At 61.9% G+C, this 13,731-nt stretch carries 13 protein-coding genes; 7 read left to right on the plus strand and 6 right to left on the minus strand.

From position 1 onward, the window contains the following. Positions 1-44: 44 nt before the first annotated feature. The gene (gene yghX / locus BLV27_RS07725) at positions 45-941 is read right to left on the minus strand and encodes a YghX family hydrolase (protein WP_425283649.1); all 897 of its coding nucleotides are present in this window, start codon (positions 939-941) and stop codon (positions 45-47) included. 81 nt (positions 942-1,022) lie between these two features. Here yghX and BLV27_RS07730 point away from each other — a divergent pair, with 81 nt between their 5' ends. After that, positions 1,023-1,484, plus strand: a complete 462-nt coding sequence (locus BLV27_RS07730) for a CreA family protein (protein WP_092644584.1) — start codon at positions 1,023-1,025, stop codon at positions 1,482-1,484. Here the strand turns inward: BLV27_RS07730 and BLV27_RS07735 are convergent. The 3 genes from BLV27_RS07735 to BLV27_RS07745 are packed head-to-tail and all read right to left on the minus strand — an operon-like array spanning position 1,481 to position 3,387. After that, entirely contained in the window at positions 1,481-2,083 is a 603-nt protein-coding gene (locus tag BLV27_RS07735; protein ID WP_092644586.1) for a LysE family translocator, read from the minus strand. The two genes, BLV27_RS07730 and BLV27_RS07735, sit on opposite strands and share 4 nt — an antisense overlap. Position 2,084: 1 nt before the next feature. After that, positions 2,085-2,729 carry a ChrR family anti-sigma-E factor gene (locus tag BLV27_RS07740; protein ID WP_092644588.1) on the minus strand — a complete coding sequence of 215 codons (645 nt, stop codon included), beginning with the start codon at positions 2,727-2,729 and terminating at the stop codon, positions 2,085-2,087. Position 2,730: 1 nt separating this feature from the next. Next, on the minus strand, positions 2,731-3,387 hold the full coding sequence (locus BLV27_RS07745; protein WP_092644590.1) for a sigma-70 family RNA polymerase sigma factor: 657 nt from the start codon (positions 3,385-3,387) through the stop codon (positions 2,731-2,733). Between the two features lie 257 nt (positions 3,388-3,644). Here BLV27_RS07745 and BLV27_RS07750 point away from each other — a divergent pair, with 257 nt between their 5' ends. The 6 genes from BLV27_RS07750 (at position 3,645) to fdhF (ending at position 11,113) form a co-directional block, all read left to right on the plus strand. Next, on the plus strand, positions 3,645-4,874 hold the full coding sequence (locus tag BLV27_RS07750; RefSeq protein ID WP_244504583.1) for an NAD(P)/FAD-dependent oxidoreductase: 1,230 nt from the start codon (positions 3,645-3,647) through the stop codon (positions 4,872-4,874). Continuing rightward, positions 4,871-5,650 (plus strand): DUF1365 domain-containing protein, encoded by a 780-nt coding sequence (locus BLV27_RS07755; RefSeq protein WP_092644594.1) that lies wholly within the window; start codon positions 4,871-4,873, stop codon positions 5,648-5,650. The genes BLV27_RS07750 and BLV27_RS07755 overlap by 4 nt, the downstream gene beginning before the upstream one ends. Further along, entirely contained in the window at positions 5,647-6,873 is a 1,227-nt protein-coding gene (locus tag BLV27_RS07760; RefSeq protein ID WP_092644596.1) for an MFS transporter, read from the plus strand. Before BLV27_RS07755 ends, BLV27_RS07760 begins: the two co-directional genes overlap by 4 nt. Further along, a complete protein-coding gene (locus BLV27_RS07765; RefSeq protein WP_092644598.1) occupies positions 6,870-7,439 on the plus strand; it encodes a DUF3833 family protein in 570 nt (189 codons plus the stop codon). Before BLV27_RS07760 ends, BLV27_RS07765 begins: the two co-directional genes overlap by 4 nt. Next, complete coding sequence (locus tag BLV27_RS07770) at positions 7,432-8,172, plus strand: SDR family NAD(P)-dependent oxidoreductase (RefSeq protein WP_092644600.1); 741 nt, start codon at positions 7,432-7,434, stop codon at positions 8,170-8,172. The genes BLV27_RS07765 and BLV27_RS07770 overlap by 8 nt, the downstream gene beginning before the upstream one ends. Before the next feature lie 163 nt (positions 8,173-8,335). After that, positions 8,336-11,113, plus strand: a complete 2,778-nt coding sequence (gene fdhF / locus BLV27_RS07775) for a formate dehydrogenase subunit alpha (RefSeq protein ID WP_092644602.1) — start codon at positions 8,336-8,338, stop codon at positions 11,111-11,113. 171 nt (positions 11,114-11,284) lie between these two features. Here fdhF and BLV27_RS07780 read toward each other — a convergent pair whose 3' ends face one another. Then, complete coding sequence (locus tag BLV27_RS07780) at positions 11,285-12,961, minus strand: ribonuclease J (RefSeq protein ID WP_092644604.1); 1,677 nt, start codon at positions 12,959-12,961, stop codon at positions 11,285-11,287. Further along, positions 12,958-13,731: a type III pantothenate kinase gene (locus tag BLV27_RS07785; protein ID WP_092644606.1), complete on the minus strand. Its 774-nt coding sequence runs from the start codon at positions 13,729-13,731 to the stop codon at positions 12,958-12,960. Before BLV27_RS07785 ends, BLV27_RS07780 begins: the two co-directional genes overlap by 4 nt.

The raw sequence follows: 13,731 nt of genomic DNA on the forward strand, positions 1-13,731 counted from the left end.
CAAGTCAGCATGGACCCGCTCCCGGATCAAGGCGCAGGTTCGAATTATGCAAGATAGACGCGGAACCAGCCGATTGTCTTCTCCCAAGCGGCTTCCGCCGTCTCGGCATCGTACCGTGGGGTCGTGTCGTTGTGAAAGCCGTGGTTCACGTCTGGCCAGATCAATGCCTCATAGATCTTGTCGTTCGCCTCCAGTGCCTTCTGCATATCAGCCCAGCCCGCGTTGATACGGGTGTCGAGCGCGGCATACTGGAACAGCAAGGGGGCCTCGATCTTCAGGACATCCGCCGCGGCGGCCTGCCGGCCGTAGAACGGGACTCCGGCCGAAAGTTCCGGATAGGCCACGGCCAGCGCGTTCACCACGCCCCCGCCATAGCAAAACCCGGTCGCGCCGACCTTGCCGTTCGTGCCCTCAAGTGCGGCAAGATACTCATAGCCGGCGAAAAAATCGTTCATCAGCTTTTCGCCATCGACGCTGCGCTGCAATTCGCGCCCCTCGTCGTCGTTCCCGGGATATCCGCCAACGGAAGTGAGCCCGTCCGGGGCCAGGGCGATGAACCCGGCCTTGGCCACACGACGCGCCACGTCGCGGATATAGGGGTTCAGGCCGCGGTTTTCATGCACGACCAAGACAGCGGCAGGCGGATTTTCACTCGCAGCGGGACGCACAAGATATCCGTTGACCGACCCGTGGCCGTTCGGGCTGTCGTAGGCGATATCCTCGCCCACGATGTCGGCATCGTCCTCGGCCACCTGCTGCGCCAGCGCATAGTTCGGCGACATCGACGACAGGATCGCGGCAGCGGTCAACCCGCCGACGGCCCATTTGCCCGCGCGGTCCAGGAACTCCCGCTTTGTGATCTTCCCGTGGGCGTAGTAGTCGTAAAGATCCAGAAGTTCCTGATCGAAGTCCTTGGCAGTCATGCGTGTCATGTCATTCATCCCTGTTGTAACATGGAAGAATAATAGACCGATTGCGACCGACGTCAGGTAACTTCGCAATCAAAGATCGCGTTTGGAAACATGAAACACATCGCACTTCTCGCCTTCCTGCTGACCGCACCTTTTTCCATCGCCGCCGAACAAGTCGGCGAAGTGGGTGTGGACTGGGTCGGCAACGACATCGTCATCGACGCCATCTCCGACCCGAAGGTCGAGGGCGTGACCTGCCATATCGCGTATTTCGACCGATCGCTGATCGACCGGCTGTCGCAGGGCAACTGGTTCGAAGATCCGTCGAACGCGTCCATCGCCTGTCGCCAGACCGGGCCGATCAAGGTGGGCGATATCGATAGGTCACAGGACGGGGAGCAGGTGTTCCGCGAAAGCCGGTCGATCATCCTGAAAAGCCTTCGGATCAAGCGCATCTTCGACGAGGCGAACCAGACCCTGATTTATCTGGCCCACGCGCAGGAACTGACTGAAGGATCGGCCAAGATGTCGATATCGACCGTACCGCTCTATGGCGCAACCATGGCCGACTAAAGCATCAGAAGCGCCACCCCGTAAATCACGAAACACCCCGCCAGCACGCGTCGCAAAGCCGTGCTGGCGACCACGCCCAATGCGCGACCGCCCAGCCACGCGCCCAGCGCACACCAACCGGAATAGCTGAGGGTAGTGAGCGTCAGCGCCGTCGGTACGATGATCCACATCTGCGTCGAGATGGGCACATCGGTGGCAACGAACTGCGTAAATGCTGCGAGGTATCCCGCCACGGACTTGGCGTTCAGGGTGGCGATGGCAAAGGCCCGCAGGAATATCCCCGAGGCGGGCGGGGCCGTGGTCTTGACCGGTTTACCCGCAGTCAGCCAAGCCCGCGCGCCCAGCGCAATCAGCACAAGGGCACCCGCAACCCTGAGCGCGCCAAAAGCACCGGGTGCCGAGACCAGCAACGCCGTGACGCCAGATGCAGCCAAACCCAAGAATAGCATCGCCTGACACAGGATCGCCGCAACGCACCACAGAGCCCGAAAATACCCCGCGCTCCACGCCGTCAGGATGCAATTCACAGCGTTCGGTCCCGGCGAGGTGACGAACACCGTCCAAAACCCCGCAAAAACCAGCCATTCGAAAAAGGTCACGTCAGATTTTCAGGAACCGTTGTGCGATCCGTGGCAGCAGGCCCGAGAATTTCAGCGGCGCATCGGTGACGACCAGACAGATGCAATCCTCACCGTCATCCGCGATGGGCTGATGCTCGGTCGAAGCATCGGCGACTTCCAGGTCGCCGCGCGCGAACCGCTGCCCCCCGTCGACGAAGGCCCCCTTCAGGACCAGCGTGAACTCCGCACCATGATGCCCGTGGTCCGGCATCGTCTGCCCCGCCGGGATCGACAACAGGCGTACCGTGCCGCCTTCATCGCTGCCCAGGATGGCCTGCTTCACGCCCATTCCAGCCGATTTCCAGCGCACCGCGTTCAGATCGCCGCCGACCGCATCGCGCAGTGGGGCCGGAAATGTCGCCGTCGTTCCGACGGGTGCGTCCACCGCGACGGGCTTGGCCCCACGAATCCGCGCCATGACCGCGTCGAGCGACCCATCCGAGACCGTCGTTTCATCGCCCTTGTCCAAAAGAGCACCACCCAGAGCTTCGAATCCGGCGAGTCGCGCGCGCGCGTCGTCGTCCAACGACACCGTCGTCGCCACCATCAAGTCGTGCGTCGGTGGAAGATGGCCCGCCGCGTACCCCATCAAGAGGTCGTCGGGTATCGGATGTCGGATCGTCATATCAGTCCCTTCCCATTTTCTTGTTCCGACCGTCGGCAAAGCCCGATGCCCCGGAGACATCTGCTTGAAGGCTGTGGCGTAGCCGATCTATCGCCAGCCGGATCCGGGATTTAATCGTGCCGAGCGGCAAACCAGTGGCGGCCGCGATTTCAGAATGTGTCGCGTCACCGAAATAGGCCCTCTCCACCAAGTCCCGCTGCTTGGGTGGCAATTCGGCGACGGCCATCGCCAAGCGATCCGACTCCTGAAGCATACCAAGCGCGTCTGCCTGATCCGGCTCTGGTTCGGGGCCCCAAGGCAGGTCTTCGGGTTCGGACCGTTGGGCGCGGCGGATCAGGTCGATCTTCCGGTTGCGCGCGATCGTGAAAAGCCATGTCGACACCGCCGCGCGCGTCGGATCGTAGAGGTGAGCCTTGCGCCAAAGGGTGACCATGACGTCCTGCATGCAATCTTCGGCCATCGCCGCCGTGAGCCCCGTGCGCATCAAGTAGGCCTTCACGCGCGGCGCATAATAGCGAAACAGCGCTTCGAAAGCGTCGGTGTCGCGCTCGGCACCGACCGCGACCAGCAATCTGGCCCAGTGATGGCCGTCATCGGACGCCGTGATCGCCACGGGAATCTCCGGTTTGGGGGCGATATGATAACCGAGCTGGTTCATATGAGCCTTTCGCAGTGGTCCCGTTATCGGGATCTGGTCCCGTGCATGCAAGTTCTGTCCTGTCTACGATCATCGTATTTGCCCGGATCACATTTCATGCCATGTCACCCATAATGTTTGGATGCGCGACTGATCCCAAAACCCTTGGGGTGCGTAAACGACCTAACGACAAGAAACGAACAGGATACAGGTTGCTTCATTCGATACCTTCGACCCCGCCCCGCCGTATTGCAGTCATCGGTGGAGGGATCAGCGGCATGGCCGCCGCTCAGGCGCTGGCCACCGACAACCAGGTCACTCTGATCGAGGCCGAGCCCCGCTTGGGCGGCCACGCACGCACCGTGCTTGCGGGCAAACGGGGAGATCAGCCGGTCGATACCGGGTTCATCGTCTTCAACAAGGTGAACTATCCCAATCTGTTGCAGATGTTCACCGATCTGGACGTTCCGATCGCCGACAGCGACATGTCCTTCGCCGCATCGCTGGACGGGGGGCGCGTGGAATACTCGCTGCAAACCGCCGACACGATGTTCGCGCAGCGTCGCAATCTTGTCTCCCCGCGGTTCCTGCGGATGGTGCGCGACATATTCCGCTTTAACGCCCGCGCCGCCGATGCCGCCCACGACCCGGATCTGCCCCTGCGTGATTTCCTTTCACAGATGGGCTTGGGTCAGGCCTTCTGTGACTGGTACCTTGGGCCCATCTCGGGCGCGATCTGGTCCACGCCCAGCCAAAACGTGATGGATTTCCCGGCGCAGGCGATGGTGCGGTTCTTCGAGAACCACGCGCTGCTCGGCCATACTGGCCAACACGATTGGTTCACCGTGCAGGGTGGATCGGTCGAATACGTTCGCCGCCTTCAGGGACACATGACGAGGCTGGGCGTCGATCTGCGCCTTGGCGCGCCCGTGCAAGGTGTGCGCCGCACCGAATTCGGAGCCGATATCCGCATCAACGGCGACGAATGGGAGGCCTTCGACGATGTGGTGCTGGCCACCCATTCCGACGTTTCCCTGCGGCTTCTGTCCGACGCGACCGAGGCGGAGACCGCGCTTTTGTCCAACGTCCGCTATCAGGATAATGATGCGGTTCTCCATGCGGATGCCTCGGTCATGCCCAAGCTGAAGAAGGTCTGGGCGTCGTGGAACTATGCGGAACAGGCGGCCCGCCCCGACCGTATCGGCCTGACCTACTGGATGAACCGCCTGCAGCCGATTCCGCAGGACGACCCCCTGTTCTCGACCCTCAACGCCCAGCAGCCCATTCGTGAAGAACTGATCTACGATCAAAAGACCTTCCGCCATCCGGTCTATGATCTGGCGATGATGGCTGCGGTCAACGGGATCAAGGAACGCAATGGCACGGACAATACTTGGTTCTGCGGGGCCTGGATGAAGAACGGCTTCCACGAAGACGGCTTTGCCAGCGCACTTGACGTGGTGGACGGCATGGCTCGACGACAAGCCTTGGCCGTCGCTGCGGAGTGAGCCGGGTTCTGGATCATATCCCGGGGACGACGTTCCACGGGCGAACAGCCGAAGGCGTATCGAACCGGTTCAGCTATGGCGTGGATTACGTTCTTCTGGATCCAGCGGACGATGGCCCCCTTCCCGCCCTGTTCGCGCGCAATCGGCGTGGGTTTGCGCAAGTCCGGGATCGCGACCACGGCGGCCCGGCTGATCAGGGACGGGGCGTCGCTTGGGTTCACGACGTTCTGGCCGAAGCACTGCCGTCTTTTACGCCTGGTCGCATCCTGTTGCTGGCCCAACCCCGCGTGTTGGGCCACGTGTTCAATCCGGTCAGTTTCTGGCTGATCCATGATGACATGGATGACCTCGTCGCCGTCATCGCCGAGGTGACGAATACCTACGGTGATCGCCACTCCTACCTGTGCCATGGCGACGATCTGTCCCCTATCACCGCAAGAACTGAGCTTGCCGCACGCAAATTGATGCATGTTTCCCCCTTCCAGCCGGTCGAAGGCGGCTACCGGTTTCACTTCGACATCCGCCCTGACCGCATCTCGATCCGCATCGACTACAGGCAGGGCAACGGCACTCTGGTTGCCACGCTGACCGGACACCGCGTGCCGTTGACCAATACCGCGCTGCTTCGCGCGGCGCTGCGGCGGCCCTTCGGAACCCGGAGGGTTCTGACGCTGATTCACTGGCAGGCCCTGAAGCTATGGTGGAAGGGCGCGCGTTTCCGCAGTCGCCCGACACCCCCCGCAACCGAGATATCCGGCCCGGACAATCCGGCATGACCACCGTCACGGGCTTGCCGCGCTACGCCACGTTTGCGGCCGTGCTGGCGGCGGCAGGCCTGCCAATCTATATTCATGCGCCCAAGTTCTATGTGGACAGCTACGGCGTGACGCTGGCGCAGTTGTCGGTCGCGCTGTTTCTGCTGCGACTGATCGATCTCGTGCAGGATCCGCTGCTGGGTCGACTCGCGGAAATCACGCGTCAGCAACGCGGCCCGATGGTTCTGGGCGCGGGGGTCATCATGGCCGGTGCGATGCTGATGCTTTTTGCCGTGCCCCCGATGCTGCCGCCGGTCTGGTGGTTTGCGCTGTCCCTGGCCGCGCTCTTCTCCGCGTTTTCCTTCCTGACGATCTGTTTCTACGCCCAGGGCGTCGCCAAGGCCGGTGCGGCTCCAAACGGGCATGTCCGGCTGGCCAGTTGGCGCGAGACCGGCTCGCTCATCGGCGTCTGCATCGCCGCCGCCCTGCCCAGCATTCTGGCCAATACCGGCGCACCATTCCTGTGGTATGCTATTTTGTTCGCTGCCGCGGCCGCGGTGGCCCTGCTGTCGATGGAGCCTGAGTGGTCGCCTCGCGGCGCAGCCCCCACGTCGAACGGGTTGCGTGTAGTTCTGTCCGATGCAACGGCGCGACGGCTCCTGCTGATTGCACTGGTCAATGCCACACCCGTGGCCGTCACCTCGACCCTGTTTCTGTTTTTCGTGGCCGACCGGCTGGGCGCGCCGGGACAGGAAGGCCCTTTGCTTTTGCTGTTCTTTTTATCAGCGGCGGTCGCAGTCCCCGTTTGGGGCCGACTTGCAACTCGATTAGGTGCGCGGCGCACGCTGATGGTTGCAATGGTTCTGGCGATCGTGACCTTTGCATTCGCGCTGCCGCTGGGCACGGGGGATGTCTGGCTTTTCGCTGGGATCTGCATCGGCTCGGGGGCCGCCGTCGGCGCGGATCTGTCGCTGCTGCCCGCGCTCTTCGCCCGCCGGATGCAGATGATCGCCCCAACCGCCGCCGACGGATTCGGCCTGTGGTCCTTTGTGAACAAGGCAACATTGGCTGTCGCTGCGATCGCACTATTTCCCATCCTTGATATCGCAGGCTTCCGACCGGGGGAACAAAATGCTCCCGCCGCGCTTTGGTCTATTACGATCCTCTACGCCGGGGTGCCGCTCGCTTTGAAAGCCTTGGCCCTGATCCTGATTGCCCGCACCGGACCGGAAATGGACACATGACAAACGTTTTACTTTTTCTCGCCAGCACGGGCCTCGCCCTCGCGATTTTTGCTGCGATCCGCCATTTCACGGGCTTCGTGTCACAGAAGGCGTCAGAATATGCCGACAACGTACCCTCCCTGGTCCTGCCGCAGCACCTGCGCGGGGACATGAGCTGCGAAGGAATGATCTTCGGGCCGACCGGGCGGGTGACGTCGCGGTTCCAGGCCGACATTGTGGTCACATGGGATGGGCCGGAGGGGGTGATGAAAGAACATTTTCTCTACGACGATGGCACAACGCAAGACCGCGCATGGCACCTGCACGTCGCAACTGACGGCAGCGTTCGGGCCGAGGCGAGCGACGTCGTCGGGGCCGGGACAGGCCGGGTCGAGGGCAATGCCGTCAATCTGCGCTATAAAATTCGCCTGCCGGTCGAGAACGGAGGTCATGTTCTGGATGCTGTCGACTGGATGTACCTGCAACAGGACGGCGTGATCCTCAATCGCAGCCAGTTTCGCAAGTTCGGCATCAAGGTAGCAGAGCTTTTCTGTATCATCCGACCCAAGGAGAGACCCGATGCGTAACTGGACCCGTAAACGCTACTGGCTGATCGGAGCCTCCGAAGGACTGGGAGCAGCGCTGGCGCGAAAACTGTCGAAGGCGGGGGCCGAGGTCATCCTGTCAGCCCGCTCCAAAGATAAGCTGGAGGCCCTTTCGGCGGACTTGCCGGGCAAAAGCTCAGTGGTCACGTGCGACGCCGCAGACCGCGCATCGGTCGAAGCCGCCGCAGCCGAGATCGGTGAGATCGACGGGATGGTCTATCTCGCCGGCGTATACTGGCCGCAGAAAGCGCAGCAGTGGAACGCCGAAGAGGTCGAGGCCATGTGCGACGTCAATTTCACCGGGGCCGCCCGCGCGGTCGGTGCGGTGATCGGCGGGATGGTGGAGCGCGATGCGGGCCACATCGTCCTGACCGGCTCTCTCTCGGGGTTTCGTGGTTTGCCGGGCGCGACCGGCTACGGCGCATCCAAGGCCGGTGTCATGTGGCTAGCCGAAGGGATGTACGCCGACCTGCGCCACACTGGCGTGAAGGTGCAGATCGCCAATCCCGGCTTCATCAAGACGCGGCTGACCGACAAGAACGATTTCGACATGCCGTTCCTGATGACACCGGAAGATGCCGCTTCACACATGTTCGACCTGATGAACGGCGACGGGTTCAAGAGCAGCTTCCCGACGGTTTTTTCCTGGCTCTTCCGGGGCGGTCAATTCCTGCCCGATTGGCTCTGGTACGGGCTGTTTGCGCGCAAGGGCTGACACGGCCGAAACCAGAGCCGGCCCTTGGCCATTCCGACGCGAGAAAGCCCCAAAGGCCATCATCGGAAACCTTGGCGGTCGTTTCAGGAAGGTGTCTTGTCGGGCATGGGCTTTCAGACAGCTGCCGGCCCACCTAGCATCGCGTCAAAGGGAAGGCACGGTCATGTCCGAAACCATCATCTTCACGCTCGACGGCAAACAGGTCACGGCGCAGCCCGGCGAAACCATCTGGGAGGTGGCGAACGGCCGTGGCCTGGTAATTCCGCACCTGTGCCACAAGCCCGCCCCCGGATACCGCCCCGACGGCAACTGTCGCGCCTGCATGGTCGAGATCAAGGGCGAGCGTACCCTTGCCGCATCCTGCATTCGCGAACCCGAGGACGGCATGGTCGTGACCACCGACAGCGCGCGGGCCAAGGGTGCCCGCAAAATGGTGATCGAAATGCTGGTCGCCGACCAGCCCGAGCGTGACGCGGCCCACGACAAATCGTCGCACCTGTGGGATATGGCCGAGGCGATCGGCGTATCGGAGAGCCGCCTGCCCACGCTGGAGGCGGAACGGATTCCCCTGCTCGACGACAGCCACGTAGCCATGCAGGTCAATCTGGATGCCTGCATCCAGTGCGGGCTGTGCGTTCGGGCCTGCCGCGAAGTGCAGGTCAACGACGTGATCGGCATGGCCGGGCGCGGGCAAGACGCCTACCCGGTGTTCGACTTTGACGACCCGATGGGCGCATCCTCCTGCGTGGCCTGCGGCGAATGCGTGCAGGCCTGCCCGACCGGCGCGCTGATGCCCGCCACGATGGTCGGCGCGGACCAGATCGGCGACAGTAAGGATTTCGACCGCGAGGTGAAGTCCATCTGCCCGTTCTGCGGCGTCGGATGCCAGGTTTCACTGAAGGTGAAGGACAACAAGATCGTCAAGGTAGACGGCATCAACGGGCCAGCCAACGAAGGGCGGCTGTGCGTCAAGGGACGTTTTGGCTTCGACTACATCAACCATCCGCACCGCATCACCAAGCCGATGATCCGGCGCAACGACGCACCGGAAAAAGGCCTCAACGTCGACCCTGCAAATCCGTGGACCCACTTCCGCGAGGCGACCTGGGACGAGGCATTGGATTTGGCGTCGAACGGGCTTGTCGATCTGCGCTCGCTTTACGGGGGCAAGGCCGTCGCAGGCTTCGGCAGCGCGAAATGCACGAACGAGGAAGCCTACCTGTTTCAGAAATTGATCCGGCAGGGCTTCGGGCACAACAATGTCGATCACTGCACCCGCCTGTGCCATGCCTCCTCGGTCGCCGCCCTGATGGAGAACGTGGGTTCAGGCGCAGTCACCGCCAGCTTCAACGAGATCGAGGCCGCCGATCTGGCCATCGTTATCGGGGCCAACCCGACCGAGAACCACCCCGTCGCGGCCACGTTTCTCAAGCAATTCGCCAAGCGCGGGGGCGAGCTGATCATCATGGACCCGCGCGGCACCGCGATGAAGCGGCACGCCAAGCATATGCTGCAATTCCGGCCCGGCACGGACGTGGCGCTTCTGAACGCGATTATGAACGTGATTGTCGAAGAGAAACTCTACGACCGGCAGTACATCGAGGGTTTCACGGAGGGCTTCTTCGAGTTCCGCGACCATATCCGCGCGTTCACGCCCGATCGCATGGCTGAACTTTGCGGTATCGATGCAGAAACGATCCGGGCGGTCGCGCGCGATTTCGCGGGGGCGCAGAAGGCGATGATCTTCTGGGGCATGGGCGTGAGCCAGCACATCCACGGCACCGACAACGCGCGCTGCCTGATCAGCCTTGCCCTGCTTTGCGGTCAGATCGGGCGGCCCGGCACCGGCCTGCATCCACTGCGCGGACAGAACAACGTCCAGGGTGCGTCCGACGCGGGGCTGATCCCGCATGTCATGCCCAACTACCAGTCAGTCACCGATGAAGCGGTGCGCGAACTGTTCCGCCACATCTGGGACGGCACCGAGATCGATCCGACTCCGGGGCTGACGGTCGTAGAGATCATGGACCGGGTCTATCGGGGCGAGATCAAGGGGATGTATATCCTGGGCGAAAATCCCGCCATGTCAGACCCGGACGTGGACCATGCGCGCAAGGCCCTGGCCCATCTGGATCATCTGGTGGTGCAGGACATCTTCGTGACCGAAACCGCGAATTTCGCCGACGTCATCCTGCCCGCCGGGGCCTTCCCCGAGAAATCCGGCACAGTGACCAATACCAACCGCCAGGTGCAGATGGCCCGTCAAGCCGTACCGACGCCCGGTGAGGCGCGCGAGGATTGGCGCATACTTATCGAACTGGCGAACCGGATCGGGCTGGACTGGGATTACGACCACCCGCGTGAGGTTTTCAACGAAATGAAGATGTCGATGCGCAGCCTGCATCACATCACGTGGAACCGGCTGGAGACGGAATCCGCCGTCACTTATCCCAGTCTGTCCAACGAAGATCCGGGTCAGTCCGTGGTTTTCGGCGACGGCTTCCCGCGCCGCGCCGGCCGTGCCAAGTTCACGCCGGCCCGCTTTACGCCGCCCGCCGAAATGCCGGATGACCGCTTCCCCATGATCCTGATTACCGGGCGGCAGTTAGAGCATTGGCACACCGGGTCGATGACGCGGCGGTCCAAGGTTCTGGATGCGGTTGAGCCCGAGGCGAATTGCTCACTCCACCCCGCCACCCTTCGCAAGCTGGGCGTGCCCCCCGGCGGATGGGTTCGTCTTTCCACTCGACGTGGAAGCGTAACCCTGATGGCGCGTGCCGACCGGTCCGTTGCGACAGACATGGTGTTCCTGCCGTTCGCCTTTGTCGAAGCCGCAGCGAACCTGCTGACCAATCCGGCGCTGGACCCGGTGGGTAAGATACCCGAATTCAAGTTCAGCGCGGTAAAGGTGGAATCCGCCGAGGCGGTTGCGGCAGAATAGCCGCTGAGTCGAACCACCAAAACGAAAGGAGGGGACGCATTGCATCCCCTCCGCCCGTAAAAATCTGCCTGCCGTCAATGCTTGGGTTGATGCCTCGTCACCCTATGACTAGAAGCTTTATATTGTGGCTGCCCGAAAATCCATAACTAAATTTCGTGGCAAAGCACATATTTACTCCGCAGTCAGACGCGTGATCAGCACGGTCACTTCGGGACGTTTCCCGATCTCGTCCTGCGCAACCTTTCGGATGCCTTTTACAATAAGGGCTTCCAGCTTTTCATCATCGTTTGCGGTACGCGTATCGACACGGGCCAGTTGACCGGCCAGATGCTCTTCCATGATTTCCGACAGGGAGGCCGAACCGCGAACGACTTCGGGCAGACCCCGAATGTCGACCCAGGTATCTTCCAGAACCTCGTTGTCGTCGTCCACCATCACGGCAACCACGACATGACCGTTCAACGCCATGCGGATCCGATCGCGCACTACGCCGTCGAATTGCCCGACAAGAGCCGAGCCATCAAGGTACGTGCGCCCCGTCTCGATATGATCGACGACCTTGGGCTGATTGCCCGTAAGCTCGATCATCGTGCCATTGGGGGCCACGACACCAACTCGACCCGCCGCATCCGCGACCTTGGCGTGCTCGCGCAGGTGCCGGTGTTCGCCGTGCATCGGGATGACTATCTGCGGATTGGTAATTTTGTGCACCGCTTCCAGATCGGGCCGATTCGCATGGCCCGACACGTGGTAGAGACCGTCATCGTCCGTGACGACATCCACGCCCTGTTCGGACAGGTTGTTCATGATGCGCGCGACGTCTTTCTCGTTGCCCGGGATCGTCTTGGAGGAGAACAGGAATGTGTCGCCATTCTTCAGTTCCATGCCGAAGTACTTGCCCCGCGACAGTTGCGCCGAGGCGGCGCGGCGCTCCCCTTGGCTGCCGGTGACGATCAGCATCAGGTTCTCGCGCGGGATGTCGGCGGCTTCCTCCGGGGAAATCGTCTTCGGGAAATCCGTCAGGATCCCCTCTTCGCGCGCGGCTTCGGTCATGCGGCGCATCGCGCGGCCCATCAGGCAGATTGATCGTCCGGCTGCTTCGCCCGCGATGGCCAGCGATTGCAGACGCGCGACGTTCGACGCGAATGTCGTAGCCACGAACATACCCTTGGCCGCCTTCACCAGCGGCTTCAGGTTGGGCGCGACTTCGGATTCCGAACGACCCTCGTGCTTGGAAAAGACGTTGGTCGAATCGCAAACAAGCGCCCGCACACCGGGTTTGGAGGCTTCGGCCCAGAGGGCATCGTCGAACGGTTCACCCACGACAGGACTGCGGTCGATCTTGAAGTCACCCGTGTGGATGATCCGACCTGCAGGTGAGTCGATGACAAGCGCGTTGGATTCCGGAATTGAATGCGACACCGGCAGGAATCCCACCGTGAAAGGACCCGCGTTGATCATGGCCGGGAAGGGTGCGGCGGTCGTCACGACCTTGGGGTCCAGCCCCTTCTCCTGCAACTTGCGCCGCGCCAGGTTCGCGGTAAAGCCCCGCGCGTGGATCGGCTTCTTGATCTGCGGGTACAGATGGCCGACGCCGCCGACGTGGTCTTCGTGACCATGGGTGATGAACACCGCTTCCAGCCGATCAATATTTTCGGTCAGCCAGGTAATGTCGGGTACGATGATGTCGACGCCGGGTGTCGTGTCCATATCCGGGAAAGCAATGCCCAGATCCACAAGGATCAGGCGCTCCTTGCCGGGTTTTCCGTAGCCGTAAACGTAGGCATTCATGCCAATTTCACCTGCCCCGCCAAGGGGAAGGTAGATAAGGCGGTCTTGTCCGCTCATGGATTATCCTTGTTGTACTGATGGATGACGGTCAGACCGTGCATCGTCAAATCGTCCTCGAAGGCGTCGAAAAGCTCTTCGGCTTGCTGAAACAAGGGCGCAAGCCCCCCGGTCGCGATGACTTTCATCGGGCGATCGCGCTCAGCCCGTATTCTTGCAGTGATTTCCTTGATGAGGCCGACATAGCCCCAGAAGATGCCCGATTGCATGCAAGCAACGGTGTTGGTGCCCACTACCTTCTGCGGCTGGGTAATGTCCACATGCGGAAGTGCCGCAGCGGCCATGTGCAGCGCCTCAAGCGAAAGGTTCACGCCCGGTGCGATCACTCCACCGATATAGGCACCATCCGTGTCGGCCACATCAAAGGTTGTTGCTGTGCCGAAGTCGACCACGATGATATCGCCGCCATGCCGGTCAAACCCGGCGACGGTGTTGACCAGCCGGTCCGGCCCAACGGCCGTACCCGCATCGACACGCACACCGACCGGCAGCTTGGTCTCGGGCTTGCCCACGACCAAGGGGCGGGTATCGAAGTACCGATCGCACAGAACACGCAGGTTGAACACGACCCGCGGAACCGTGGAGGAGATGATGCAATCCGTGATTGCCACGTCGATGTTCTGCAAGTTCATCGATGTGCGCAGCCAAGTGTAGTATTCATCCGCCGTGCTCTGAGGGTTTGTCGCACGCCGCCAGGAATTCACGAGTTCTGTCCCGTCCCAAATCGCGAAAACGGTGTTGGTATTGCCGCAGTCGATCGTCAAGAGCAT

It is taken from the genome of Jannaschia faecimaris (genome assembly GCF_900107415.1).
In the GTDB taxonomy this organism is placed as follows: domain Bacteria; phylum Pseudomonadota; class Alphaproteobacteria; order Rhodobacterales; family Rhodobacteraceae; genus Jannaschia; species Jannaschia faecimaris.